Raw genomic sequence first — 25,362 nt, forward strand, 5'->3', positions numbered from 1 at the left:
AGCTGAGGAAGCAGACCCACCCCGCCTGCGTTAGTCGCTGAATTCCACAGAGTCCGCCTTGACGCCAAGTTCCTCGAGCACTTCCTGAACCGCCTCCATCATGGGCGGCGGTCCGCAAAGGTAGAAGCGGCGGTCCAGATCAGGCACGAATTCCTTGATCATGTCCGCGTCGATCATGCCGTGGTGGCTGCCGGCCGTGTCTTCGTCTGACAGAACGTGATCGATCTTCAGGCCGTCCATAGCCTCAAGTTCCTTGCGGTAGATAATGTCCTCCGAGGTCTTGTTGGCAAAGATCAGCTGGTTGCCGTTCAGCTTTCCCTTCTTCTCCAGGTCCCGGAATATCGCAAGGAACGGCGTGATGCCGGCGCCGCCGGCAATGAACACGCCCGGCTCGTCATAGCGGAAGGTCTTGAACGGATCGGCGATCAGCACGTGGTCGCCTTCCTTCAGCTTGTGAAGGCGCTCCGTAACCCCGTCATGATCGGGGTATCCCTTGATGGTGAATTCGAGAGTTCGCTCTTCGGGCAAGGACGTCATGGTGAAGGGGCGAGTCTCGTCCCGCCAGCCGTCTTCATCGAGCGCAATCTCTGTCGCGTCACCGACCTTGAAGTCGAACCCTTCAGGCTCGACAAGTCGGAAGCGTTTCACATCGTGAGTAACCTGGTCGATCTTGAGAATGGTCGCCTTGTGCATCTGTGCGTCTCCTTCTTGCTCGAAAAGGAAACGCGACAGGTGGCGGCAGGTTCCGCCAGAACACGGTGTCCCGGCTGGGTGCCATAGGGCCTGATTTGGTGCAATGAGCCTGGCGGGCGCCCAGTGCTCGTGGACCACTTAATCGCGGTGCCGGAGTGCAGAGCAGGGCGGTCCCAGAGTTGAATCAATTTCTGAAGTTGATGTGCCGAACGGCTTGCCTAACCCGCCTCGTTCAGCATTTCCAGCTCCAGCCACTGCTCTTCCGCAGCATCCTTTTCATTCGTGAGATCAGTTATTTGCTGGGATATCTTGGCAAATTTGTCAGGGTTCTTCACATAGAGCTGCGGGTCGTTCATTTCCGCCTGAAGCGTTTCAAGGCGTGCTTCAAGTTTCTCGATCGTGTCCGGCAGGGTTTTCAGAAGATGCTGCTGGGTGAAGCTCAGTTTTGATTTTGCCTGAGGCTTTTGCGGCGAAGCCTCTGGAGCGGAAGGCTTTTCCTTCTTCACGGGCGCTGCCTTGTCGGCCTTGCGGGCGGTCACGCCTTCGCCGCGCTGTGCCAGCATGTCGGTGTAGCCACCGGCATATTCACGCCACAGGCCGTCGCCCTCCGAGACGATCACGGAGGTTGCCACCCGGTCGAGAAAATCGCGGTCGTGCGAGACGATCAGGGCCGTGCCGGGATAGTCGGCCAGCAGTTCCTGCAGCAGGTCGAGCGTTTCAAGGTCGAGGTCGTTGGTCGGTTCGTCGAGCACCATCAGGTTCGACTTGTTGGCCAGTGCCCGGGCGAGCATGGCGCGGGCGCGTTCACCGCCCGACAGCACCCCCACCGGCGTACGGGCCTGTTCCGGCGAGAACAGGAAGTCCTTCATGTAGGACATGACATGCTTGGTCTCGTCGCCGATCACCACCGTATCGCCGCGCCCGCCGGTCAGGACCGAGGACAGCGTGTCGTTGAGGTTCAGGTTCTCGCGCTTCTGGTCGAGTGTGACCATTTCCAGGTTGGTGCCGAGCCGTGTCGTGCCCGTGTCCGGTTCCAGTTCGCCGGTCAGCATCTTCAGAAGCGTCGTCTTGCCGGCGCCGTTCGGGCCGACAAAACCGATCCTGTCACCGCGCTGGATGCGGGTCGAGAAGTCCTTGACGATGGCACGGTCGCCATAGGTCTTGGAAATGCCTTTGGCTTCGATCACCAGCTTGCCCGAAACTTCGGCATCCGTGGCAGCAAGCTTGGCGGTGCCTTGAGGCCCGCGGTGTTCCCGCTTCTGTTTGCGAAGGTCGGCAAGCTCGCGCACGCGCCGCATATTGCGCTTGCGCCGGGCGGTGACACCGTAGGTCATCCAGTGCTCTTCGCGCTTGATCTTCTGCGCCAGTTTCTGCTGGTCGACCTCTTCCTGCTCGAACACCTCGTCGCGCCAGGCTTCGAAGTGGGCAAAGCCCTTGTCGAGCCGGCGGGCGACACCGCGGTCGATCCAGACAGTGGTGCGCGACAGGTTTTCCAGGAAGCGACGGTCATGGGAAATCAGCACCAGGGCGGACTTCAGGCTCTTGAGCTCCTGTTCCAGCCATTCGATGGCGGGAAGGTCCAGGTGGTTGGTTGGCTCGTCGAGCAGCAGAATATCCGGCTCGGGGGCGAGCGTCCGGGCGAGGGCAGCTCGGCGGGCTTCGCCGCCGGAAAGGGACTTCGGGTCTTCCGTGCCGCTAAGGCCCAGGACTTCCAGAAGATAAGCGCCGCGATAGGGATCGTCGCCCTCGGTCAGGCCTTCATTGACATACTCCAGTGTGGAGGCATAGGCGGAAAGGTCCGGATCCTGCGGGAGATAGCGCACCGTGCGGCCGGGCTGGAAGAAGCGTTCGCCCTTGTCCATCTCCACCATGCCGGCAGCAATCTTCAAAAGGGTCGACTTGCCGGAGCCGTTGCGGCCGACAAGGCACATGCGCTCACCTTCGGAAACGGAAAGCTCGGCACCGGTAAGAAGTGGCGTGCCGCCAAAGGTCAGATGAACGTCGCGAAGTGTCAGCAGCGGTGGAGCCATGAGGGTCTTGTTTTCCCGGTCGGAATGTCGGATCGGCGCCCGGTTTACTGGCCGCGCGTGAACCGCGCAAGCGGCCCGGAAAGAACGCCCAGCATTTTTGATCTTGATCTGAGAGATTTTGGTGCCCGAATGCGTTATTCTGGGCAGCGTGTGGACAGGGGCGACCAACAGGCGCGGGGCGTGCGCCGACAGGAGAGAGCATCATGTCTGACCTGAACCTGGCGAAACGCGAAAGGGGCTCTCTTGCCCGCAAGCGGTTTCGGATCTGTCTTGCCGCTGTCGCCGTGTGTCTGGCCGGGGCAGTCGCCGGCTTGACCGGCACATCGCCCGCACGTGCCGACGGGATCTATTTCAATGGTGTCGGTATCGGCTTCGGTTTCGGCAATCGTGGGTATCGCGGCGGTGCCTTCTACGCACCTTATGGTCTTTACGGCCCGCCTTACCGTCCCTATGGCGCACCTTACTATTACCACCCCTACGACATGCGGGCCTATCCCTACCGGTCGCGGGTCTATGTGAACCCGCCGCGCTATCGTGGACAACCGCAGCGTGTCCCCTATACCAAGACTGGACTGGCTCCTTTTACCCCTCAGTGGACGGCCTATTGCGCGCGGAAATTCAAGTCTTTCAACCCTGATACGGGCATGTATCTGGCTCATAGTGGAAAATATCGATTTTGCCGCTAGGATTGAAACATAATTGCGCGTGTTGAGGTCAAATTATTTGACCGCCGAGTAAAACAACGGAAAAATTTTCCGGTTTCGTTTAAAAACAAGCAAAAACATCGCCTTTTTGCGACTAAGGTCGAAATGTGCCGTTGGGGGATGCTTGATTGCTCGCAAAGAGCGTGGAATCTTGTGACCCATCGTTCCATTTGCTTCAACTATAACCCAAGAGGGGAGAGCGATATGTTCAAGTCCATGCGTGTGACAGCGCTTGCGGCTGCCTTGATGGCTGCTACATCTATTACTGCGGTTGCAGAGGTGGTCTACCACCGCGGCAACACTGCCGACCCGGAAACCCTGGATCAGCACAAGACCTCCACAACCTATGAAGCGCATATCCTGCGTGATCTTTACGAGGGCCTGGTTGCCTATGGCGCCGATGGCCAGATCATTCCGGGCGTTGCTTCGGAGTGGAAGGTTTCCGACGACGGTAAGACCTATACCTTCATGCTGCGCGATGATGCCAAGTGGTCCAATGGGGATCCGGTTGTTGCCGGCGATTTCGTCTTTTCGCTTCAGCGCATCATGAACCCGGAAACAGGCGCGAAATACGCCAACGTTCTGTATCCGATCCTGAACGCCGAAAAGGTCAACAAGGGCGAAGCCAAGCCGGAAGAACTCGGCGTGAAGGCGCTTGACGATCATACGCTCGAGATCGCTCTGGAGTCCCCGACGCCTTATTTCATCGACCTTCTGGGCCACCAGACCGGCCTTCCGGTCCATCCGGCTTCCGTTGAAAAATTCGGCTCCGATTTCGTGAAAGCCGAAAACATCGTCACCAACGGTGCCTTCACCCTCGCAGAGTTCGTGCCGAACGCACATGTGAAAGCGGTCAAGAACCCGCATTTCCATGATGCAGATCAGGTGAAGATCGACACTGTCTTCTTCTATCCGACCGAAGACCGTGGCGCGGCTCTGCGCCGGTTCCAGGCCGGTGAGCTGCACACCAACAACGATGCGCCGACCGAGCAGGTCGCCTTCATGCGTGAGAACCTGGGCGACCAGTTCCACGTGGCGCCGTATCTGGGCACCTACTATTACGCCCTGAATCACGAAGACGAAGTCCTGAAGAACCCGGACGTCCGCCAGGCTCTGTCCATGGCGATTGACCGTGAGTTCCTGGCCGACGAAATCTGGGGCTCCACCATGGTGGCCGGCTATTCCTTCGTGCCGCCGGGCATCGGCAACTACGGTGAACCGGCCTATGCCGACTACAAGGACATGTCCCAGATCGACCGCGAAGAAAAAGCGATCGAACTTCTGACCAATGCCGGTTTCGGCCCGGACAATCCTGTCGAACTGACGATCAACTACAACACGTCCGAAAACCACAAGAATACGGCAGTTGCGATTGCCGACATGTGGAAACCTCTCGGCGTCAACGTCAAGCTGATCAACACCGACACCAAGACGCATTACGCCATGCTGCGTGACCGTCAGGACTTCGACGTCGCCCGCGCCGGCTGGATCGGCGACTACTCCGACCCGCAGAACTTCCTGTTCATGGTCGAGAGCGACAACGACGGCTTCAACTACGCCCGCTACAACAATCCTGAGTATGATGCACTCATGGACGAAGCGGCCGTCACGGTGGATCTGGAGAAGCGTGCGGAAATCCTGAAGAAGGCTGAAGAGCTCTTCATGCGGGACCTGCCGTTCATTCCGATGATGTACTACGGTTCCATGAACCTGGTCTCCGACAAGATGGCAGGATTTGAGGACAACCTCCTCAACATCCATCCGTCCCGCTGGATGAGCATCTCCGAATAACCTGACAACATCGAGACCGGCAGGGCTTCCCTGCCGGTTCTTGCAAGGCGGCATCAATCAATCAAGATTGACCGAAAGACCGCCGTTTAACAAACAGAGGCAAAGCCTATGCTCCGATATGTCCTCGGACGATTGCTCGGCGCAATCCCGACGCTTTTTCTGATTGTCACGATTTCCTTTTTCCTCATCCGCATCGCGCCGGGTGGACCGTTCGATCTGGAACGTCCCCTGGAAGCAAAGGTGATGGAAAACCTGAACAAGATCTACCATCTCAACGAGCCCCTGTGGAACCAGTACCTGCTGTACCTGCAGAGCGTGGCCCGTCTGGATTTCGGTCCGAGTTTCTACTTCCGCGACTTCTCGATCAATGAACTGTTTGCGGAAAGTCTTCCCATCTCCATCCAGCTGGGCTTGTCCGCGCTCTGCCTGGCTCTGGTGGTCGGCGGTTTCCTGGGCGTGGCAGCGGCGCTGCGCCAGAACAAACCGGCAGACTATTCGATCATGGCTGCGGCAACGCTCGGTGTCACGATCCCCAACTTCGTCGTTGCGCCGATCCTGACCCTGATCCTCGGGGTGTGGCTCGGCTGGCTGCCCGTGGGGGGCTGGAATGGCGGGGCGTTCGTCAACCGGGTGCTGCCGGTCGTGACTCTCGCGCTGCCTCAGATCGCGGTCGTGGCACGTCTGACGCGCGGCTCGATGATCGAGGCGCTCAGGTCCAACCATGTTCGCACTGCAAGGGCCTATGGGCTGACCTCCTACATGATCGTGGTGGTGCATGCGCTCAGAGGGGCGATCCTGCCGGTCGTTTCCTATCTCGGCCCGGCTGCGGCAGCGCTGCTCACCGGTTCCGTCGTGATCGAAACCATCTTCGGTATCCCGGGCATCGGCCGCTACTTCGTGCAGGGCGCTCTCAACCGTGACTACACCCTGGTCATGGGGACGGTTGTTGTCGTTGCCTGCTTTGTTATCCTGTTCAACCTCGTCGTGGATCTGCTTTATGCGCTGCTCGATCCGCGTGTGCGCTACGACTGAGGAGGAGACGACTGTGACCCTCACTGCAACATCATCCACCGGGGCGCCTGCGAAGGGGCGTTCCCTGTGGGACGACGCGCGCGACCGGTTGCTCGCCAACCGTGCGGCGGTCGCCTCCATCATCGTGCTTCTGACAATCGGCCTGATCTCGATCCTTGGTCCGATCCTGTCGCCTCATCACTACGACACCGTCTATCGTGACTACGTGAAGGTACCGGCCAGCCTGGAGGCCTATCCGAAGCCTGAGCAGGTCGAGCCCGGCTTCATGTCTTCCGCCAAACGGGCGCGTCTGACCGTGGAAGCGTTCGAGCGCGAAGGCGACACGATTGTCGCCAAGGTCACCTCCAGTCGGGATATCGATCCCCGATCCGTGCTGTATTTTGACCGCAGCGACCTGTTCAGGAATACCGAGCTGACAGACATGTCCGCAGACAACAAGTCTGCAACGGTCAGGGCCGACATCAACTTCATGCATTTCTATTTCGGCACCGACGCCAATGGTCGTGACATGATGACCCGAACCTTCATCGCCGGCCGCGTGTCGCTGACCATCGGCCTGTTGGCGACCATCGTTGCGATATCGATCGGTGTTCTCTACGGGGCGACTTCAGGATATCTCGGTGGCCGGGTCGACCAGATGATGATGCGCGTCGTGGATATCCTCTATTCGCTGCCGTTCATCTTCTTCGTGATCATGCTCGTCGTCTTCTTCGGCCGGAACTTCATCCTGATGTTCATCGCCGTCGGTGCCGTGGAATGGCTCGACATGGCGCGCATCGTGCGCGGGCAGACGCTGACCATCAAACGCCAGGAATATGTGCAGGCGGCGGAAGCGCTCGGTGTGGCCGATGGCGGTATCGTGCGCCGGCACATCATCCCGAATACGCTTGGTCCGGTCGTGGTCTACATGACCCTTCTGGTGCCGAAGGTGATCCTGCTGGAAAGTTTCCTGTCCTTCCTTGGCCTCGGCATTCAGGAGCCGATGACCAGCTGGGGCGTGTTGATTTCCGAAGGCGCGCGAAATCTGCAAGGGGCTCCCTGGATGCTGATTTTCCCGTCCATCTTCCTGACATCGACCCTGTTTGCGCTGAACTTCATCGGCGACGGCCTGCGCGATGCCCTGGACCCGAAGGACCGGTGAGGAGAAGACCATGACCAGCGAAACCAAGAAAACGGTCCTCTCAATCAAGGATTTGAAGGTCGACTTTGAAACCGCGACGGGTACCGTCAATGCGGTTCAAGGCGTCGACATTCACGTCCAGGCGGGTGAAACCGTCGCGATCGTCGGGGAAAGCGGCTCGGGCAAGAGCCAGACCATGATGGCGGCTATGGGCCTTCTGGCGTCCAACGGGCGCACACGCGGCGAGGTGATCTACGAAGGCCGGAATATTCTCGGCTTGCCGGTGGGCAAGCTCAACAAGATCCGCGGTGCGAAGATCACCATGATCTTCCAGGAGCCGATGACCTCGCTCGACCCGCTTTACACCATCGGGCGGCAGCTGGCCGAGCCCATGGTCGTTCATGGCGGATTGTCGTGGAAAGCGGCCAAGGCAAAGGCCCTCGAGCTTCTGAAACTCGTCAACATTCCCGAGCCGGAACGCAAGATCAACGCCTATCCGTACGAGATGTCAGGCGGCCAGCGCCAGCGTGTGATGATCGCAATGTCGCTTGCCAACGATCCAGACGTGCTGATTGCCGACGAGCCGACCACTGCGCTCGATGTCACCACACAGGCGCAGATCCTGGACCTTCTGGCGGATCTGCAAAAGCGGCTCGGCATGGCGGTGATCTTCATCACCCATGATCTGGGTATCGTTCGCCGTATCGCGGACCGGGTCTATGTCATGAAGACCGGTGAAGTGGTGGAAAGCGGCGAGACCGGGCAGATCTTCACCCGGCCTGCACATCCCTACACAAAGATGCTTCTGGATGCGGAGCCGACAGGCCACAAGCTGCCGGTGCCGGACAGCGCGCCTGTTCTGCTGGAAGCGCAGAAGGTCGAAGTGGAATTCGAGCTCGATTCCGGTTTCCTGAAGCCCAAGCATGTGTTGCGTGCGGTTGACGACATCAGTTTCTCGCTGCGCAAGGGCCAGACACTGGGCATTGTCGGCGAAAGTGGCTCTGGCAAGTCCACCCTCGGTCGTGCAGTGCTGAACCTGTTGCCGGCCGGTGGCCGGGTAGTGTTCCACGGACAGCAGATCACCGGCAAGAACCGCTCCGAAATGCGCGCGCTTCGCAAGGATATGCAACTTATCTTCCAGGACCCTTTCGGGTCTCTGTCCCCGCGTATGACGGTTGGCCAGATCATTTCAGAAGGGTTGATGGTGCACGAACCCTCACTCAACGCCCGCCAGCGGGATGAGCGTGCCTGCAAGGCACTTGAGGAAGTGTCACTCGACCCGGTCATGCGCAATCGCTATCCGCACGAGTTTTCGGGCGGACAACGTCAGCGTATCGCGATTGCCCGCACCATGGTTCTGAAGCCGGAACTGGTCGTGCTCGACGAGCCGACCTCGGCTCTCGACCGGACGATCCAGAAGCAGGTGGTGGAACTGCTGCGTGACCTGCAGAAGGCTCATGACCTGACCTATCTGTTCATCAGTCATGACCTTGCCGTCGTGCGCGCGCTGTCCGACACGGTGATGGTGATGCAACGTGGCAAGGTTGTTGAGGCGGGGTCCGCCGACGCGATCTTCGAGGCGCCCAAGTGCGATTACACCAAGGAGCTGATCGGGGCCGCAATGCTGACCCAGCAGCAAATGATGGAAAGCGCCTGAGTTGAACCCTCAATAAGCATCTCGGGTGCGCGGGCGGTCAATCTAAAGCTGTTGGCCGCCCGCACCCTGTGGGCTCCCGGCCTGTGTGAGCGGGAAGGTCGGTTGAACTTACCCTAGCGCCAATTGAAACCAGCTGCCTGAACAGGCAACGCGTCGAACTGGTCCTGCAATTCCACGATATCCGTACCGTAAAAGTGTGGAGCCAGCAAAACGGCGCTCGACAGGATATGAGCTCGAAGAGCCGTCAGCGTCGCATCGACATCATGAGCTTCCAGCGCTTCGATGACGGACCGGTGCGGGGTCACATTCGGCCTGGTCCATGACTGTTCGGAACGCGGTCTCGAAAGCATGACCCGTTGCAGGATCATGAAGGTCCTGACCAGCATAGGATCCAGAACGGGCATCCGGGCAATTCTGAAGAGTTTCAGATGCAGGGCACGGTCGATCTCGGCACAGCCGAACACGTCCCGCTTGTCGCGGCAGGCTTCGAACTGGTCTTCAAGGTCATAGAGTTCGTTCACCTGGTCCTTGGTGACATGTTTGACCGCTTCCACGACGCCGGTCGATTCAATGTCGATGCGCAGTTTCAGCATCAGACGGGCTTCTAGCGGGCTCGGATCTGTGACGTAGGTGCCTTGATAGCCGCGGCGAACAACGAGGCCGCATTCCTGAAGCAGCATGAGCGCTTCACGGATGGTACTCTGCGAGCAGCCATAGTCCTGGGCAAGGGATTGTTCTGTAATCGGGCTTTCCGAGGTCATTTCCCCGGTCAGGATCTGGCGTTTGAGGTCCTGATAGACTGCATCGGACTTGCGCGCGCGCTTGCCCCTGTTTTCCGCTTGAACCGGCGAACGTCTGTCCGCGGTAAGTAATACATTCACGTCGCTGCCCCCCACTGGCATCGCGTCTGAATGGCAACGCAAAGAAAGACCACAGCCGACAAATATCGCCGTCTGCAATCTCGCGTTTTTTTCTCCATCCGGCCATCCGCTGGTGCGAAGGAACGGTCAATGGGACGTGCCAACCACGCACAACCGCCTGAATACTGCAACCTGCCTGCATCTTGTGCCACCGATGAGGGTGGGTCTTGAACGTGCAGTTCAGGTGGAATTCCGGATCTAATATTTAGACGGCTGCCAAAAAATAACAATAAATGCATTGTTTCTCCGCCCGTCCACAAATGCAATCGCTAACTGTTTACGCATGGTAACAAGTTTGCGAGGCGGGCGGAGTGATCTTGATCAAAGGCGAGAAAGGCCCGTTCAGTCGGCAGCTTTCTCCAGTGCGGAGATCCAGTTTTTCCAGGCGATCTTCTCCAGTACCGGTGTATTGAAGCCGCGGCCGTCGAGCTCTTCCATCAGACGGGACAGACCGGTGACGTCGCCGATGTCGCGCGGCAGGACACAGCCGTCGAAATCCGAGCCGAGAGCCACGCTGTCTTCGCCGAGGCGGTCAACCAGATAGGCTGCATGGTCGGCAATGACCGAAAGCGGCGTGTCACGCGAATGACCGCCGTCCTTGCGCAGGAAGGCAACATGGAAATTGATGCCGACGAGACCTCCGCTTTCCTTGATGGCATCAAGCTGCTTGTCCGTCAGATTGCGGCTGCTTTCGCAAATCTTGTGAACATTGGAGTGGCTGGCAACGATCGGCCGTTCTGTTATGCGCGCCAGGTCCCAGAACCCCTTTTCGTTCAGATGGGACACATCAAGCAGCACCCCGAGCTGGTTGCAGGCGCGAACCAGGTCGCGTCCCGCGCCGGTCAGGCCGGGGCCGATATCCGGTGAAGCCGGGTGCGCCATCGGCACACCGTATCCGAAATCATTCTCTCGGCTCCACACCAGGCCAAGTGAGCGCAGACCGCGGCCGTAGAGCTCCTCCAGCGCATAGAGGTTGGTATCGATGGCTTCGGCACCTTCAATGTGAAGGCTTATGGCAATCTGGCCGGATTCGATCGCTGTACGGTTCTCGTCCGGCGTTCTGCAAATGACGACATTGCCTTCCGACTGGGCTTCGATCTGCTCGGCCCGTTCCAGCATACGTTTTGTGAAATCAAACGCGCTCTTCTGCGGTACGGGCTGATAGTTGGCAGGGTCCTTCGGGTTGAAGGGGCGGGTGAAGTCCTGTTCCGGGTTGGACGGTACGAACATGGCGAAAAGCCCACCGGCAAATCCGGCTTCCTGCGCCCGCACCATGTCGATGTGGCCTGTGGTCGAGCGGTCAAAGAAACTGCGCTCGGTGCCTTTCATGGCCTCGATTTCAAGTTTCAGGAGTGTGTCGTTGTGACCGTCGAAGACGGGAAAAGGCGACTTTGAAACGTTTGTCTGCACGGAAGGACCTTGAGTGTGGGGTGGGCCGGAGAAGGTCGGCTGGGAATAATCTAAGGATTCATCTGAAGAATGTAAGGCAGTTCGGCGAATGTGACTTGCAACTGTTGAAAACCTGTCTCAAGAAGGAGCCAGAATTTGTGGAGGTCTCATGAAGCGTTCCAATTCGCCGCTCGATGTTGACAGTTCGCCAGCAGGTGGCGCGATGAACAGGCGTGGTTTCCTGGCCGCCGGCCTGGTGCTTACGGCAGCCGGCCTTGCAGGATGTCAGTCCGCCGGGCTGGTTGGTCTGCCGGATCAGGCCGATCTGCCGGACGAGCAGTTCGACTATGCGGCTGCCTATGCGGCATGGCCCGATGGCGATTACACCTGGCCGGCAATCAACTACAAGAATTTCGACCAGAAGTACTGGCGGCAGATCGTGGAGTACAAAACCCGCGAGCGGCCCGGAACCATCATCGTCGATCCTTATAACAACTTCCTGTACTGGACGCTCGGCAACGGCAAGGCGCTGCGCTATGGCATCGGTGTGGGCAAGGCCGGGTTCGCCTGGTCAGGCGAGGCGAAGATCCGCGTCAAGCGGCCTCATCCGATCTGGCGCCCTCCACGCGAAATGATTGCCCGCAAGCCGTCTCTGGAGCGTTATTGGGAAAAGGGCTACCCGCCCGGTCTGAAGAACCCGCTGGGCGCGCGCGCCATGGATCTGTGGCAAGGCGCCACTGACACGCTTTACCGTATCCACGGCACCAACCAGCCGAACTCCATCGGCAAGAGTGTGTCTTCGGGCTGTATCCGCATGTGGCAGCAGGACGTGATCGACCTGTACAGCCGCGTGCCGCTGCAGACAAAGGTGGTCGTGCTCAGCAAGGACCCCAACGCGGACGCCTAAGCAGTCACGCTGATGGAAATGGAAAAGGGCGGTACCTGTCGGTGCCGCTTTTTTGTCGAGTGGTTTCAGGCGGCTCTGATCAGGGCCACGTCGTGGAACACGGCAGAGAAATGACAGACCGCGGCGGCCAGTACGAAGGCGTGCCAGATCGCATTCTGGAATGGCAGGCGTTTCCAGGCATAGAAGGCTGTTCCAACCGTATAAAGCAGCCCGCCCGCCAGGATCATGTAGAACCCGAATGCGGATGCTTTTTCGATCAGCGGATTGACGGCAAAAACGACCACCCAGCCTAGCGCGAGGTAGATGGGGACAGTGAGGCGATCAAGCCCGGTCAGATGTGCCAGCTTGACGATGGCCCCGGCCAGCGCACCGGTCCACACGACAGCCAGCAGCACGCCGCCCGTCCATCCGCCGATGATCATTGCCGCCAGGGGGGTGTAAGTGCCCGCGATCATCAGGAAGATGGCCGCGTGGTCGAGCCGTCTCAAGATCCCTGTCTTGTGGTCTTTCGCCAGCATGTTGTAGAGCGCGGAACAGATCAGCATCGCCATCAGGCAGGCAGCATAGATCATGACAGTGACCTGCCGGGCAGGGTCACCCGCGTTCCAGAGCGTGGCTGCCAGGACAATGGTTGCCGTCAGCCCCAGGCAGATGCCGATCACATGAACGGCACCGTCGGCGACGAATTCTGCAAAGGTCTGCGGTCTGATTGTCGGCATCAAGTATCCCTCGGTCGTTCGGAGTGCGATTGCGTGGTCCAACCCCTCTCAGCTGAACGTGCGGATAATTTGACGAAGCAAATTCGCAATGCCCAGGAGGGCCAATAGGTCTCAAACCATTTCAGCACCATTTATGGCTTCACACCCTAAAGCATGGCGTGAAAGTTTTATGAAAGCTTGATGGTGGCAGGCCGCATTTCCCCGGGCTTGCCCAAAATTCGCAGACTTGCTTTAAAATTGGGCACTACTGGTATCAAATACATCCTTCCTGATTGCCCGCCATTTCGGAACGCTGCGATGATGAACCATCTCTTTGACGCCCTGACCGCCTTCATACCGGATCGGTCCAAGGTCTTTCTCGAAACACTGGACGGCGGGAAAATAACCTACGCGGACATGTTCGCGCGGTCTGCGCAATATGCCGGTGCCCTCCAGAAACTGGGTGTCAAAGCGGGAGACCGGGTTGCTGTCCAGGTGGAAAAGACGCCCGATACCCTGATGCTCTATCTCGGCACGATCCGTGCCGGTGGCGTGTTTCTGCCTCTGAACACTGCCTATACCCCTGCCGAAATCGGTTATTTCGTTGGTGATGCGGAACCGGCTGTCTTTGTCTGCGACCCGGCCAGGGCCGACGTGCTGGCCGGGACGGCGCAAAAGGCCGGCGCGCGTTTGCACACGCTCGATCAGAACGGGGAGGGCAGTCTCAGTCTACTCGCAGACCAGATGCCGATGGACTACGATAACCGTCCGCGTGAAGACGACGATCTGGCGGCCATCCTCTATACGTCCGGTACTACGGGACGTTCCAAGGGAGCGATGCTCACGCATGGAAATCTGGCGTCGAATTCGCAGACCATGGTGAAATATTGGCAGTTCACCGAAGACGATGTGCTGTTGCACGCCCTGCCGATCTTCCACACTCACGGGCTGTTCGTTGCCACCAACTGTCTGATGATGGCAGGCGGTTCCATGCTGTTCCTGCCGAAGTTCGACCTGGATCAGGTTCTTGCCGCTCTGCCGAAAGCAACAGCCATGATGGGCGTTCCGACATTCTATACGCGCCTGCTGGCATCGGACCGGTTCACGCGGGATGTGGCGGCCCACATGCGCCTGTTCATTTCAGGGTCAGCCCCGCTCTCGGCAGAGGTGCACAAGGAGTTTCGAGAGCGCACCGGACACGCAATCCTGGAGCGTTACGGCATGACTGAAACCAACATGAACACTTCCAATCCCTATGACGGTGCACGTCGGCCGGGAACGGTTGGATTTCCTCTGCCCGGTGTGGGGCTCCGTGTCGTCGATGCCAGAACCGGGCGAGAGCTGCCGGACGGAGAGGTCGGCATCATCGAGATCAAGGGGCCCAACGTTTTTCTGGGATACTGGCGAATGCCGGAAAAGACGGCACAGGAATTTCGGGCAGACGGCTATTTCATCACCGGCGACATGGGGCGCGTCGATGAAGACGGTTATGTTTCCATCGTCGGCAGGTCCAAGGATCTGATCATCAGCGGTGGTTTCAACGTTTATCCGGCCGAGGTTGAAGCGCTGCTGGACGAACTGCCGGGCGTCGCCGAAAGCGCGGTGATCGGCGTGCCGCATCCCGACTTTGGCGAGGCGGTGGTCGCCGTGCTGGCACCGAAACCGGGAGCCGAACTGGGCCAGGACGCCGTTCAGTCCTCCTTGAACGATCGTCTGGCGAAGTTCAAGCAACCCAAGAAGGTCCACATTCTGGAGGCCTTGCCGCGGAACACCATGGGCAAGATCCAGAAAAACGTGCTGCGTGAACGGTTCAGCGGCGATTTCGGCTGATCACGTCATCTTGCACTCACTCGCCTGTCCGCTTTTTTCGAGAAGGTAGAGACCTTTCAGCGTTGCCTCGCATGCAAGCCACAAGGATTTCTCTGAATGAACAACCTTGCTCAGCGTGTTGATGCCGATCATCAGCGTCTGAACCGCAAGTGCATTGCTGCGAATGTCATAGTCCTTCGGTAGTTCGCCGGTTTCGACACCCAGCTTGAGCAGTCTTTCCAACCGTTCCAGACTTCCGAAGATAACTTCTGCCAACACCGGCCCCAGTTCGGGATGGCTGCTGCAGAGTTCGCTAATTGCGTTGACAGCCATGCAGCCGCGCCATTCCGGGTCGCGGGCCCGCAGGCGGCATATGTCCTGAAAGAATTCAGTGATTACGCCACGCACCAGCTTGTTGGAATTGTCGTGAGCCAGAACCCTGTCCGGCGAGACCCGGGTGTAGCGGGCAAGCACTTCCTTGAACAGCTGCTCCTGGGAGCCGAAGGCGTTGTAGAAGCTCGATCGGGTTATCCCGAGCACCTCCGCGAGCGATTTGACGGAATTGTTGCGATAGCCTGTCTGCCAGATCTGGTTCATCACCACATCGAGCGCGTCTTCCCTGTCGAATTTGGACGGTCGTGCCATCGCCCTCGTCTCACGAACTTGTTATGCGGATAGTTTTGTTCATATGTGGACAAAACGCTTGTTCTAGTTTTATACACAAGTGACCAAAACGTAGCAAGTTCAAGTGCTGTCACGGACTGACGGGACGCACGGTCCGGTTCCCTCCAGTCGCGTCGGCGCCCCTGAAGACCACCTCGTTTCTTTTCCTCAGCCCAAGCTTTGAAGGAGCATAAGGCATGTTTGAGTACCACACCCCTGAAACTGCACCGCAAGGATCTCTGGACCTGCTCGAGAGATCGAAGAAGGATTACGGCTTCTATCCGAAACTGCACCAGGTGATGGCCGAAGCCCCTTCTGTCTATGAAGCCTATCTGGAAACGTTCCGGCTTTTCACTCAAGCCACGGATCTGTCGCCGACCGAGCAGCAGGTCGTGATGATGACAGTGAACTACCTCAACGAATGTCACTACTGCATGGCAGGACACACCATGCTGATGAAGATGGTGAAGGTGCCGGATGATGCGATTGCCGCCTTGCGCGTTGGAGGACGCCTGAACGACCCGAAACTGGAAGCGCTTCGCGTCTATACGCGAACCCTCGTCGAGCAGCGTGGACATATCGGTGACGATGCGTTGAAGGCATTTCTTGCTGCGGGTTATTCCAAACGGCAGGCACTTGAAGTTCTTGTCGGCATCGCCGCCAAGACCTTGTCGAACTTCACCAACGCGTTGGCTCACACTGAGCTGGATGAGCCAGTCAAGCAATTTGCCTGGAAGAAGGAACCGGAAATGGCGTGACCTTCCAGGTCACTTGTTCCGGCACCCGGGAGCACTCAGCTCCCGGGTGCTGAATGGTAAGCTGGTGCATCATTGGCGAATGACCTGAAGCCATAGGCGCAGCACAGGGCGATCAGTACACCCATCACCCAGAAGATGGAGCCGAACCCTGCCTCCATGGCCAGCAGCACGCTGCCCATTGTGACACCGAGTGTTCCTCCAACCAGACGCGCCGTGATGACCAGGCCACTGACTTCTCCCTGCTTTTCCGAAGGGACCGCGTTGGCGGTGATCCGCCCGGTCGGGATCATCGCAAAGGGAAGGGCAATTCCCCAGACCAGAAGAGCCGGAGCTAGCACCAAATAGTTTTCTGCAAGGGTGAGGGTGCCGATAGCAATGTTGGCCAGAGCCAGAACCGCGAGGGCTACCAGAACCGGCTTGCGCGAACCGTGCCTGTCTCCCAACTTGCCGGCGGGTGCTGACAGGAAGGGAAACGGAAAGACGGCGACGACAGTTGCGAGACCTGCCGCCAGCGCCGTGAATTTCATGTCGAGCTGCAGGAAATGGGGCACGAAGATCGCAACGACGATCTTGTTCATCTGTGTCAGAAGGATCACGAGAACACTGGCGTGAAACGCCTTCAGTCGAAACAGGTGCACATCGATCAGCGGCATCCGTTGCCTGGCTTCAAAGGCTACGAAAAACACGATCCCGGCAATTCCGGCCAGCAAGCTGCCAAGGATGAGTGGCGTCGTCCAGCCAAAGTCAGGACCTTCCATCAGGCCGAAAATGATCCCCGTCATGCCAACAAGCAACAGGAACAGACCTATCCGGTCTATGAGTGGGCGCGCAGGCGTTTGCTGCGGCGGTTGCCAGAACAGGCAGGCAAGCACAGTTCCAACAGCGACAATGGGAATGTTGACCCAAAAGACCCAACGCCAGGAAAGAAAATCAGTCAGGACACCGCCCAGCAGCGGTCCCGCGGCCAGGAATATCGTTGCCATCCCCGCCAGAATGCCGATTGCACGGCCCCGTTCTGCCTTGTCGAAGGTGAGGGTCGCGGCTGCGAGCGTCATCGGGAACATCACTGCTGCGCAAAGGCCCTGGACGATGCGCATGCCGATCAGCAGTTCAGGTCCGTTTGAAAATCCGGCCAGAAGACTGGCGAGCGCAAACACACTGGCGCTGACAATTAGGGCAGGGCGCAACCCGAAAAGGTCGATCGCCTTGCCGCCGATAGCGGCGAAGCAGGTGAACGTCAGCATGTAGGCGTTGATGATCCAGTGGGTAAGCGTTGGCGAAAGCCCCATCTCGGACCGGATTGCCGGGAGTGAAACGCCAAGGATTGTCTCGTCCAGCATCACCAGGCCGCCAAGCGTACCCATGGCCAGAACAAGCCCGCGTTTGCGATCCTTTTCGGAGAGTGAAGCCACTGCCTGTCTCCCCCGTTCGCCGGAAATTACCGGCTTTTCCCCTTCTCCCCTTGAAAAGCTTACGAAGGTTACTGCTTCGCGCCTAGGTTTTTTTCAGTTCCAACCCTGCAGTTTGACCCGTTCCGCCGAAGGCAAGCGTCGACAAGGCCCTGTCGGACTGGTGGCTCCAGGCGGTCAAGGCAGATGAGAGGCGTGCCGCCGGACTGTCCAGCGGGTCCGAGGCGCGGCGAACACACCACCAGTCCAGCGAAACGCCACCTTCGGCAATCGGGCGGGAAACCAGCGTTCCATCAGCCAGCTCCGGCTCGATGGCCCACTTGCTGAAGATGGCAACGCCGAACTTGGCGCGCACCAGATCGATCACGGCTTCCGGTGTCGGCATCGGGGTCAACCGCCGGAACGGCTGGGTGGGGGCGCCAAGCAGGGTTGTCCAGTCAAATCCGGGTTCTGCGGTCAGCGGATAAACGAAGAAACGCTCATCGCCCATGTTCTCGCTGTTGACGACAGGCTCTGCGGCAAGCGGGTGATTATGCGCCAGCACCGCGACAATCGGGTCCGTGCCCAGCTTCACCGCGCGCAGCGAGGCAAGTGCCGGTTTGCGGCCGAAAACCAGCGAAACATCCACGGAACCGTCGAGGAGCGAGGCCAGGGGATGCGCCGTCGCTCGCGATGACAGATCGACCGACAGTTTCGGGTCGGCCGTGTCCAGATATTCCAGAAACGCTGGAAACCAGTGATAGCGACTGTAGGTTGCCTGGCCGAGACGAACAAGGATCCTGGCGTCCCTTGCAGAGGCTTCAAGATCCTGCTCCAGACGAAACAACTCCCCCAGAAAGGTCTCGCCCAGATGCCGCAGACGCTCGCCTTCCGGCGTCAGTTCAATCCGGTTCTCGGCGCGGCGTGCCAGAACCACCCCCAGGCGGCGCTCTGCTTCCCGCAGCCTGTGTGAAGCAGCAGACTGGGTCACGCCGAGACGCGTGGCGGACGCGGTCATGCTGCCGGTCTCGCCAAGTGCGGAAAGAAGGGTCAGGTGATGGAGGGCCAGTCGAGGGATCATATTTGTATGAAAGCATTTCATGAACTAAATGAAAACTAGGAATTTTGTTTGCTCATCGTTGCGCGGTATCGACAAGGCATGAGCAACATCACCTTTCCTCACATCAGCCTTGGGACGACTGGGGCTACACTCGTCATTGCAGCCTCCGCAGCCTGTTTCGGCCTCGTGCCGATCTTCGTGCGGGAGCTTCAGGGCCTGGGCGCCGGCCCGGCCACAATCGCTCTCTATCGTTACGGCTTTTCCGTCCTGTTCCTGCTTCCCTTTCTGCCGTTCGAGAAGCGCAAACGCGGCGGCGCCCTGTTGATGGCGGGGGCGGGTCTGGTGCTGGGGTTCAGCCTGATCGGTCATCTGGAGGCGATCCGCGTGGCACCCGTTGCCGCTGCCGGTGTCGTCTACATGTCCTATCCGGTTTTCGCGGCCCTCTTTGCCTGGGTTCTGCTCAGGCAAGCGTTGACCTGGAGATCATTTGCCTCGGCAGGTCTGGTTATCCTGGCAGCCGGGCTGCTGCTCGATCCGTCGTCGCTATCCCCCGAGGCACTGCAGGCACTTTTATGGGCCATTCCTGCTCCCATCGCGTTCGGCTTTCTGATTGTTGTCCTCAGCGGGCTGGCAGGCGAGTTGAATTCGCTGGAACGGACCGCTTGCGGACTTTCCGGGTCCGTCATTGGTTTGTTGCCCCTCGCGATCAATGAAGGGCAGGGCTCAGTTCTGCCGGCAAGCACCGGCCAGTGGGGCCTCATCGTCGCCATGGGACTTGGAACGGCTCTTGTTCCGCAGATCCTCTATACGATCGCCTGTCAGAAGGTTGGGCCTGTTCGCACTGCAGCTGCGGGAAGTTTCGAGCTGCCGACCATGTTTCTGGTCGGCTGGCTGGTCTTTGGCGAAGCAATTGGCTTGAGGGAGTTGCTGTCCGCAGCCGTGGTGTTGTCGGCAATCCTGATCGCGCCATCCATCGGGGCAGGACCGCGATTGGACCGGGAAGTGGCACCGACAACATAAAATCTTGGAGTAAAGTATCTTGATATCGAGATAAAAATCACCTATCTCCTGTTCAGCCCGATGGATATTTGCCCGGAATAGACTGGAGACACTGCTCATGACTGCCCGTACACCCGATCATCCGATTGAAAACCTGTTCGTCGACCGTTGGTCACCGCGTGCCTTTGACCGGTCGACGATCGAGGAAGCGGATCTGAAAACCATTCTGGAGGCCGCCCGCTGGTCGCCGTCTGCCTTCAACATCCAGCCTTGGCGTTTCGTCTATGCCCGCAGGGGCGATGCCGACTGGCAGGTCCTGGTCGATCTTCTCAACCCGTTCAACCGCGACTGGGCGCAACACGCCTCCGCACTTGTCTATCTGTTTTCCGACAGCGAAGTGGACGGCAAGGACGGTAAACCGAACAGAGCCAACGGCTTGCACACTTTCGATGCCGGTTCAGCCTGGGCGCATGCGGCTCTGCAGGCAACCGCACTCGGTTTTCATGCGCATGGCATGGCCGGGATCCTGAAAGACGAGATCCACGAAAAACTCGGTGTGCCAGAACGCTACCTGCCTCAGATTGCCATTGCTATCGGCCGGCGGGGTGACACTGCAGACCTGCCTGAAACCTTGCAGGAACGCGAAACCCCAAGCAGCCGCAAACCGCTTGCTGAAATCGCTTTCGCAGGCGCCTGGGCCTGAGGGCCGAGGTCGGCACACAATCACTTTCCCAAAAAGGCAGCGGGCTGATTCCGCTGCCTTTTTGCTGCGGCAATCTGCAAGGGGTTTTTCCGGTGGCGGGAGGTATAGGTTTGGCAAGTCGAATTTGCTGGAGGGAGCCAGGACATGGCCATGACCGACAAACTGCCGGAAGAAAGTCTCCTCAATACCTATAGGGCGGCCGACGATTATCTCGACACCTTTTCCATCCCGATCCGCGGACGGGAAGACCTGTTGACCGCAGATATGCGCGTACTTGCCGAACGCATTCTGATGGCAGAAATCGGCTGGGTGACTGCGCTTCTCTCGTTCCGCGACAAGCTTGCAGGGCTCGTCGGCATGAAGACAACGAAGGCTCTGGCACAGGAACAAGGTGCCGATAACATCATCTGCAAGGGCGAGGGAGACCGGATCGGTTTCTTCAAGATCTATTCGGTTTCAGAAGATGAGATCATTCTGGGCGAGAACGACTGGCACCAGGATTTCCGTGTCTCCGTGTTCCGCAAAAGGGGAGGAGCCGCGCGGATCTATGTTTCGACCTGCTGCAAACGGCATAACCTGGCCGGTCATGCCTATCTTGCGTTGATCCTGCCGTTGCACAAGATGATCGTCAAAACCCAACTTGCCAGGGGGACGGCCCTCCAGCACTGGGCAACTCAGAACGCCAGGTGACCCGTCTTTCTCCAGACGCGGGCGCCATGGGTAGTCGTGATTTCCTGCCGGGTTCCCGCCGGCAGGCGTATCCAGGTACCTTGATCGTGACGGCCGCTCTGGTCTTCGAAACTGCCTTCAACGACAAAATACTCCGCCCCGCCCGGGAAGGTCTGCGGAGCCAGTCTGGCGCCTCTTTCCCAGTCGAGCATCACCACTTCCTCTTCAGGTCGGATGAATAGTGGCAGGATGCTCTCTCCCGGTCTGCCGGCCTGCCAGCCGCTGGGATCCAGCGTGTTCACCCGGACAAAGGCATCATCGTCAGGCTGCATCTGGCGTAATTTCACAAGGATGACGGCGCCAGGTTCGCTCGAAGGCACATGGCTGGAGCCCGGAGGATTGCGCACATACATGCCTTTGGGAAAATCCCCGCTTTCATCCGAGAATACACCGTCCAGAACCAGAAATTCTTCACCCATGTCATGCTTGTGGGCGGAAAAGGCAGAGCCGGGAGCGTATCTGACCAGACTGGTGGCTCGCGCGACCTCTTCACCATCGCGCTCCAGCATCCTCCGCTCCACACCTGCCATTGGTGAGGGCACCCAGTCGAGCGTGGCGCTGTCGACAATTGCAGGCTGCGTCAGGTCTGCATGAATTTTCATCCGGTCCATCCCAATATGATTCTTATTATGTTCAGATGGGGCAGGTTATACCCGTTTGGAAGGGGACAGATTTGAACTCGTTGTGAAGCCTTTCAGGCATTGCAACCAATCGAACGAGCCAAATCAGGGCCTGCTTCTTTCTTTCGGCTGCCCGGGCCTCAGGACGGGCTGGCCTGGGACTGACCCTCCCCATCGCGTTCCGGCCACAAAAGGCGGTCATATTCTCCGGTGTCGCGAAGCTTCCTCAAACCTTGGTTGAACCGGGTGCACAGTTCCTCACCGCTTTCGATGTTCCTGGAAACGATTACACGGTAGTCCCAAAGGACGTTGACGTTTTCCAACGACTTGAAACGCGCGGTCTCCTCGGGAGAAAAAGCGTCAGCCAATGCATCGGCAGCCACCTCTCCGTTGCCCATGACCACATCGACACGCCCTACATCAAGCATCTTGAAAAGGTCTGCCAGGGAACTTTGGCGATAGACGGTGATCTGATCGGCGGTAACCAGTTTATCCAGGTCCTCCCCAAGGGCTGCCCCGTCAAGTGCGCCAAGGCTCAATCCGCTGAGGTCCTGCACATTTTGCGCATTCACAGGTCGGTCTGACGAATAGAAGAATTGCTCGCGCTCAACCAGAACTGCGTCGCAGAAATGAAAGAAAGGTTCTCGCTCAGCGGTTTTGCCCCAACCTGCAGATGCCTGCCAGCGGCCGGACTGGGCTTCCAGCAAGGCACGTTTCCAGGGAAAGAAGCCGTACTCCACCGTAAGGCCTTCAAGTTCGAAGGCCTTTGCGACGACCTTGGCGTAGGTTCCGTATCCTTCGTCACTTTCGGAAAAATAAGGGGGCCACTCACCGACGGCGATACGGACGATATCGGCTTTGGCGGGATGCACCGCAAGCGCAAGGATCGACAACACAGCGCCGGCAAGCAGCGTTTTGAGTTGTATTAAAACGAGCCGGCACGAAGAGCCTGCCAATCCATTGACTGTCACAGCGATTTCCCTGAAAAAGCTCCCGTTCTACCAACCTTAGCACAGAAGTCCTGCGTGGCACCTGGCAAAGCCGACATTGCTTAACGCAGGCCCGAACCGGATTTTCGGCCTCTTCTGGAGACAGCCTGTCAGTTAAAGGTTGCTATTCGGTGGAATTCTGGGAAAACCCGGCTTTCCCGGCAGGCTGGCTTTGCAAGTGGCACGGAATCGTGCTGACTACCGCACTGCACGAAATCCAGAAAACGGAGAAGCCGCAGCGCTGCCGAGGCTGCAAGAAAAGTGGTCGCATGACGGTACAAATCGATATCGGGGAAATGACAGGCGGCGCACGCGCCGGTCTTGATCTGGAAGAACTGCTGGCAACGCGCCTTCTGGTGCAGGGCAATTCCGGCTCGGGAAAGTCGCATCTCCTGCGCCGGCTTCTTGAACAGTCCGCGAGCTGGGTCCAGCAGGCCATTATCGATCCCGAAGGCGACTTCGTGTCTCTGGCAGATAAGTTCGGCCATGTCGTTGTCGATGCGGTCGGCACCGAAAAGGATCTTCAGATGATCGCCGCACGTGTGCGCCAGCACCGGGTGTCGGTGGTACTCAACCTGGAAGGCCTTGATGCGGACCGGCAAATGAAAGCGGCTGCAACCTTTCTCGACGGCCTGTTCGATGCGGACCGCGATCTCTGGTATCCGATGCTGGTCATCGTTGATGAAGCACAGCTCTTTGCACCTGCCGCTGCCGGCGAGGTGACCGAGGAGGCCCGGCGCCGTTCACTCGGAGCCATGACCAACCTGATGTGCCGCGGCCGCAAACGCGGACTTGCCGGCGTCATTGCCACCCAGCGTCTCGCCAAGCTTGCCAAGAACGTCGCCGCAGAAGCGTCCAACTTCCTGATGGGCCGTACGTTCCTGGATATCGACATGGCACGTGCTGCCGACCTTCTCGGCATGGAGCGGCGCCAGGCCGAAAGTTTCAGAAATCTCGACAGGGGCCACTTCATCGCTCTCGGACCGGCCATGTCGCGCCGTCCCGTTCCGGTCAAGATCGGCCCGGTGGAGACGATGGGGCGGGGCGGAACTCACAAACTGCTGCCACTGCCGGAGCAGCCCAAGGAAGACGCCAAGGATCTGATCTTCACGCCGGGAGCGGACGAAGTTCAGCCGGTCCGCCAGCGTTTCGTCGAGCCTGTGGTTTCGACCGGCGACGTGCTCGACCAGCTCAGCAGTGCAGAACGAGCTAGCGCTGAAGACGTGCCACAGGCTGAGAGCCTGCTCGATTTCGGCGAACGCGAGCAGAAAATTTCCGAGATCATTGCAGGTATTCTGGAAGACGAGGAAGCTGCGTTCCAGCCGATTGCAACGCTCTATCAGGACTTCCAGGTCCGCTGTCGCATTTCCAAATTGGCGGGCGGCGCACCGGACCTGCAGACTTTCCGAGAAAAGCTCTCCGTTGCCCGTGCGGGCGTCGAAAAGGGCGAAATGGACGACGGAGCCTGGGCCCAGGCGGAACTGATCGCCTCCGAACTGCCGGAAGACATGCGCGGTGTGTACCTGTTGCTGGCAAAGGCCGCGATCGCGAAGGCGCCATGTCCCGGCAATATTGAAATTGCCACCGCCTACGGCACACGGTCTCCCGGCAGGGCGCGTTGGCTGTTGAGCCATATGGAAGAACGCGGATTTCTTGTCTGCGCCACCGACTTGCGCGGCAATCGTATCGTGACGCTGACCGACCTTGGCTGGCAGACGGCACCGGGTGACGAAGCCGCCGCCTGACGCGGCCTTTCCAGCACACTGACTGGCGAGTTGGCAAACTTTCGCGCATGCTTCTGCAGAAGACTGCAAGGGAGGCAAACATGACGCTGGAAGAGACCATCGACATCTATTGTGCAGCCTGGTCTGAACGTGACCCATCCTATCGGCAGGATCTGCTCGGAAGGTCCGTAGCGGAAGATGTCAGATACACGGACCCGGAAACCGATGTGACCGGTATCGCTGCGCTGGTTGATCACATCTCCGGCGTTCTGGCCAAAAGGGTCGGTGCGAAGATCCTTCGGACCAGCAGTGTCGACAGCCACCACGGTTCAGCGCGGTTCGCGTGGCAGATGGTCAATGCGGACGGAACGGTGCTGCCGGAAGGACTTGATGTCGTCTGGATTGACGCACAAAGCGGCAAGCTGAGCGCGGTCTTCGGCTTCTTCGGGCCACTGAAGCGGGAAGGGTGACTGGCAATGGTTCCCCGCCAGATCTGGCGCTGTTCACGCAGGCACTGAAATCTGAACGCTCCTCATGTGCAGTCTGCCCTTTGGGGGCCGAAAGTCTGGACGGCAATGACAATCAAATCGCCGGACGCATCCTGCGGCCCGGCTCAGTCCGGTTTACTTCCGCCGGTTTCGATGCCAGCAGATAGTCGAGTTGTGAAAGCTCCACCGAAATGCCGTCGATCGTGCGTGTGAGCACGCTTTCCAGATAACTGCCGCCAGGAGACCTGTCCCGGATCGCGATAGCCCGCTCCCGCGCCTTGCGCAGGTAAAGAATCATGGTGCGGACCTCGCCGCGCGTGACGGAGGTCAGTTGTTCCGTGCCTGGCGTCGACGCGGCAGCGGAGGAAACAGCGCAGGAATGCGCAACAGCAGTGTCGGCGAGCCGCATCGATCTTCTCCAGTGTTCCTGTTTTGTTCTTTTTACGTCAGCTCGTATTTTCATTCAAGTGTGGAATCTCAAAACAGCTATT

At 58.7% G+C, this 25,362-nt stretch carries 24 protein-coding genes; 13 read left to right on the plus strand and 11 right to left on the minus strand.

Features of this window, described 5'->3' with window-relative positions; all coding sequences use genetic code 11:
• Positions 1-30 precede the first annotated feature (30 nt).
• Complete coding sequence (locus Q666_RS48130; protein WP_023000048.1) at positions 31-693, minus strand: FAD-binding oxidoreductase; 663 nt, start codon at positions 691-693, stop codon at positions 31-33.
• 218 nt (positions 694-911) lie between these two features.
• On the minus strand, positions 912-2,723 hold the full coding sequence (locus tag Q666_RS48135; RefSeq protein ID WP_023000049.1) for an ATP-binding cassette domain-containing protein: 1,812 nt from the start codon (positions 2,721-2,723) through the stop codon (positions 912-914).
• Between the two features lie 203 nt (positions 2,724-2,926).
• Between Q666_RS48135 and Q666_RS48140 the strand changes: the two genes are divergently transcribed.
• The 5 genes from Q666_RS48140 to Q666_RS48160 all read left to right on the plus strand — a co-directional run bounded on the left by Q666_RS48140 (position 2,927) and on the right by Q666_RS48160 (position 9,027).
• Entirely contained in the window at positions 2,927-3,409 is a 483-nt protein-coding gene (locus Q666_RS48140) for a BA14K family protein (RefSeq protein ID WP_023000050.1), read from the plus strand.
• 222 nt (positions 3,410-3,631) lie between these two features.
• Positions 3,632-5,218, plus strand: coding sequence for a peptide ABC transporter substrate-binding protein (locus Q666_RS48145; protein ID WP_023000051.1), 1,587 nt, complete (start codon positions 3,632-3,634; stop codon positions 5,216-5,218).
• 108 nt (positions 5,219-5,326) lie between these two features.
• Complete coding sequence (oppB, locus tag Q666_RS48150; protein WP_031268981.1) at positions 5,327-6,250, plus strand: oligopeptide ABC transporter permease OppB; 924 nt, start codon at positions 5,327-5,329, stop codon at positions 6,248-6,250.
• A gap of 13 nt (positions 6,251-6,263) precedes the next feature.
• Positions 6,264-7,391: an ABC transporter permease subunit gene (locus Q666_RS48155; RefSeq protein WP_031268982.1), complete on the plus strand. Its 1,128-nt coding sequence runs from the start codon at positions 6,264-6,266 to the stop codon at positions 7,389-7,391.
• A gap of 10 nt (positions 7,392-7,401) precedes the next feature.
• A complete protein-coding gene (locus Q666_RS48160) occupies positions 7,402-9,027 on the plus strand; it encodes an ABC transporter ATP-binding protein (RefSeq protein ID WP_035908324.1) in 1,626 nt (541 codons plus the stop codon).
• Positions 9,028-9,140: 113 nt separating this feature from the next.
• Here Q666_RS48160 and Q666_RS64895 read toward each other — a convergent pair whose 3' ends face one another.
• On the minus strand, positions 9,141-9,908 hold the full coding sequence (locus tag Q666_RS64895; protein WP_161633233.1) for a GntR family transcriptional regulator: 768 nt from the start codon (positions 9,906-9,908) through the stop codon (positions 9,141-9,143).
• 381 nt (positions 9,909-10,289) lie between these two features.
• Complete coding sequence (locus Q666_RS48165; RefSeq protein WP_023000056.1) at positions 10,290-11,357, minus strand: dipeptidase; 1,068 nt, start codon at positions 11,355-11,357, stop codon at positions 10,290-10,292.
• Between the two features lie 148 nt (positions 11,358-11,505).
• Here Q666_RS48165 and Q666_RS48170 point away from each other — a divergent pair, with 148 nt between their 5' ends.
• Entirely contained in the window at positions 11,506-12,243 is a 738-nt protein-coding gene (locus tag Q666_RS48170) for a L,D-transpeptidase (protein ID WP_023000057.1), read from the plus strand.
• Positions 12,244-12,308: 65 nt separating this feature from the next.
• Here Q666_RS48170 and Q666_RS48175 read toward each other — a convergent pair whose 3' ends face one another.
• Positions 12,309-12,962, minus strand: a complete 654-nt coding sequence (locus Q666_RS48175; protein WP_023000058.1) for a hemolysin III family protein — start codon at positions 12,960-12,962, stop codon at positions 12,309-12,311.
• 297 nt (positions 12,963-13,259) lie between these two features.
• On the opposite strand from Q666_RS48175, the gene Q666_RS48180 reads away from it, so the two are divergent.
• Positions 13,260-14,771 (plus strand): malonyl-CoA synthase, encoded by a 1,512-nt coding sequence (locus Q666_RS48180; RefSeq protein WP_023000059.1) that lies wholly within the window; start codon positions 13,260-13,262, stop codon positions 14,769-14,771.
• Here the strand turns inward: Q666_RS48180 and Q666_RS64900 are convergent, their stop codons facing one another.
• Entirely contained in the window at positions 14,772-15,395 is a 624-nt protein-coding gene (locus Q666_RS64900) for a TetR/AcrR family transcriptional regulator (RefSeq protein WP_023000060.1), read from the minus strand. It lies immediately after the preceding gene.
• 215 nt (positions 15,396-15,610) lie between these two features.
• Between Q666_RS64900 and Q666_RS48185 the strand changes: the two genes are divergently transcribed.
• Positions 15,611-16,171 (plus strand): carboxymuconolactone decarboxylase family protein, encoded by a 561-nt coding sequence (locus tag Q666_RS48185; RefSeq protein ID WP_023000061.1) that lies wholly within the window; start codon positions 15,611-15,613, stop codon positions 16,169-16,171.
• Between the two features lie 35 nt (positions 16,172-16,206).
• Here the strand turns inward: Q666_RS48185 and Q666_RS48190 are convergent, their stop codons facing one another.
• Together Q666_RS48190 and Q666_RS48195 are read right to left on the minus strand one after the other, a co-directional pair.
• Entirely contained in the window at positions 16,207-17,583 is a 1,377-nt protein-coding gene (locus tag Q666_RS48190) for an MFS transporter (protein WP_023000062.1), read from the minus strand.
• 82 nt (positions 17,584-17,665) lie between these two features.
• The gene (locus Q666_RS48195; protein ID WP_023000063.1) at positions 17,666-18,640 is read right to left on the minus strand and encodes a LysR family transcriptional regulator; all 975 of its coding nucleotides are present in this window, start codon (positions 18,638-18,640) and stop codon (positions 17,666-17,668) included.
• A 78-nt stretch (positions 18,641-18,718) separates the two neighbouring features.
• Here Q666_RS48195 and Q666_RS48200 point away from each other — a divergent pair, with 78 nt between their 5' ends.
• From Q666_RS48200 to Q666_RS48210, 3 genes are all read left to right on the plus strand, one after another.
• Entirely contained in the window at positions 18,719-19,639 is a 921-nt protein-coding gene (locus Q666_RS48200; RefSeq protein WP_023000064.1) for a DMT family transporter, read from the plus strand.
• 97 nt (positions 19,640-19,736) lie between these two features.
• Positions 19,737-20,321 (plus strand): nitroreductase family protein, encoded by a 585-nt coding sequence (locus tag Q666_RS48205; RefSeq protein ID WP_023000065.1) that lies wholly within the window; start codon positions 19,737-19,739, stop codon positions 20,319-20,321.
• A gap of 150 nt (positions 20,322-20,471) precedes the next feature.
• A complete protein-coding gene (locus tag Q666_RS48210) occupies positions 20,472-21,011 on the plus strand; it encodes a DUF2867 domain-containing protein (protein WP_208993867.1) in 540 nt (179 codons plus the stop codon).
• On the opposite strand, the gene Q666_RS48215 is transcribed toward Q666_RS48210, so the two are convergent.
• Positions 20,996-21,652, minus strand: a complete 657-nt coding sequence (locus tag Q666_RS48215; RefSeq protein ID WP_031268988.1) for a cupin domain-containing protein — start codon at positions 21,650-21,652, stop codon at positions 20,996-20,998. The two genes, Q666_RS48210 and Q666_RS48215, sit on opposite strands and share 16 nt — an antisense overlap.
• A gap of 158 nt (positions 21,653-21,810) precedes the next feature.
• Positions 21,811-22,641 (minus strand): transporter substrate-binding domain-containing protein, encoded by an 831-nt coding sequence (locus tag Q666_RS48220; RefSeq protein ID WP_161633234.1) that lies wholly within the window; start codon positions 22,639-22,641, stop codon positions 21,811-21,813.
• Between the two features lie 287 nt (positions 22,642-22,928).
• Between Q666_RS48220 and Q666_RS48225 the strand changes: the two genes are divergently transcribed.
• On the plus strand, positions 22,929-24,404 hold the full coding sequence (locus Q666_RS48225; RefSeq protein ID WP_031268989.1) for an ATP-binding protein: 1,476 nt from the start codon (positions 22,929-22,931) through the stop codon (positions 24,402-24,404).
• An 80-nt stretch (positions 24,405-24,484) separates the two neighbouring features.
• Positions 24,485-24,853, plus strand: coding sequence for a nuclear transport factor 2 family protein (locus Q666_RS48230; protein WP_031268990.1), 369 nt, complete (start codon positions 24,485-24,487; stop codon positions 24,851-24,853).
• Between the two features lie 112 nt (positions 24,854-24,965).
• Here the strand turns inward: Q666_RS48230 and Q666_RS48235 are convergent, their stop codons facing one another.
• On the minus strand, positions 24,966-25,280 hold the full coding sequence (locus Q666_RS48235) for a hypothetical protein (RefSeq protein ID WP_023000071.1): 315 nt from the start codon (positions 25,278-25,280) through the stop codon (positions 24,966-24,968).
• Between the last annotated feature and the right edge of the window lie 82 nt (positions 25,281-25,362).

Source organism: Labrenzia sp. C1B70, assembly GCF_000475395.1.
In the GTDB taxonomy this organism is placed as follows: Bacteria; Pseudomonadota; Alphaproteobacteria; order Rhizobiales; family Stappiaceae; genus Roseibium; species Roseibium algicola.

Bases quoted from the DNA above. Each gene is read 5' to 3' on its own strand.
- Q666_RS48210 (WP_208993867.1), top strand. From the start codon at position 20,472: ATGACCGACAAACTGCCGGAAGAAAGTCTCCTCAATACCTATAGGGCG.
- Q666_RS48130 (WP_023000048.1), bottom strand. From the start codon at position 693: ATGCACAAGGCGACCATTCTCAAGATCGACCAGGTTACTCACGATGTG.
- Q666_RS48205 (WP_023000065.1), top strand. From the start codon at position 19,737: ATGACTGCCCGTACACCCGATCATCCGATTGAAAACCTGTTCGTCGAC.
- Q666_RS64900 (WP_023000060.1), bottom strand. From the start codon at position 15,395: ATGGCACGACCGTCCAAATTCGACAGGGAAGACGCGCTCGATGTGGTG.
- oppB (WP_031268981.1), top strand. From the start codon at position 5,327: ATGCTCCGATATGTCCTCGGACGATTGCTCGGCGCAATCCCGACGCTT.
- Q666_RS48215 (WP_031268988.1), bottom strand. From the start codon at position 21,652: ATGAAAATTCATGCAGACCTGACGCAGCCTGCAATTGTCGACAGCGCC.
- Q666_RS48180 (WP_023000059.1), top strand. From the start codon at position 13,260: ATGATGAACCATCTCTTTGACGCCCTGACCGCCTTCATACCGGATCGG.
- Q666_RS48200 (WP_023000064.1), top strand. From the start codon at position 18,719: ATGAGCAACATCACCTTTCCTCACATCAGCCTTGGGACGACTGGGGCT.
- Q666_RS48160 (WP_035908324.1), top strand. From the start codon at position 7,402: ATGACCAGCGAAACCAAGAAAACGGTCCTCTCAATCAAGGATTTGAAG.
- Q666_RS48195 (WP_023000063.1), bottom strand. From the start codon at position 18,640: ATGATCCCTCGACTGGCCCTCCATCACCTGACCCTTCTTTCCGCACTT.
- Q666_RS48185 (WP_023000061.1), top strand. From the start codon at position 15,611: ATGTTTGAGTACCACACCCCTGAAACTGCACCGCAAGGATCTCTGGAC.
- Q666_RS48135 (WP_023000049.1), bottom strand. From the start codon at position 2,723: ATGGCTCCACCGCTGCTGACACTTCGCGACGTTCATCTGACCTTTGGC.
- Q666_RS48175 (WP_023000058.1), bottom strand. From the start codon at position 12,962: ATGCCGACAATCAGACCGCAGACCTTTGCAGAATTCGTCGCCGACGGT.
- Q666_RS48230 (WP_031268990.1), top strand. From the start codon at position 24,485: ATGACGCTGGAAGAGACCATCGACATCTATTGTGCAGCCTGGTCTGAA.
- Q666_RS48170 (WP_023000057.1), top strand. From the start codon at position 11,506: ATGAAGCGTTCCAATTCGCCGCTCGATGTTGACAGTTCGCCAGCAGGT.
- Q666_RS48140 (WP_023000050.1), top strand. From the start codon at position 2,927: ATGTCTGACCTGAACCTGGCGAAACGCGAAAGGGGCTCTCTTGCCCGC.
- Q666_RS48145 (WP_023000051.1), top strand. From the start codon at position 3,632: ATGTTCAAGTCCATGCGTGTGACAGCGCTTGCGGCTGCCTTGATGGCT.
- Q666_RS48235 (WP_023000071.1), bottom strand. From the start codon at position 25,280: ATGCGGCTCGCCGACACTGCTGTTGCGCATTCCTGCGCTGTTTCCTCC.
- Q666_RS48225 (WP_031268989.1), top strand. From the start codon at position 22,929: ATGACGGTACAAATCGATATCGGGGAAATGACAGGCGGCGCACGCGCC.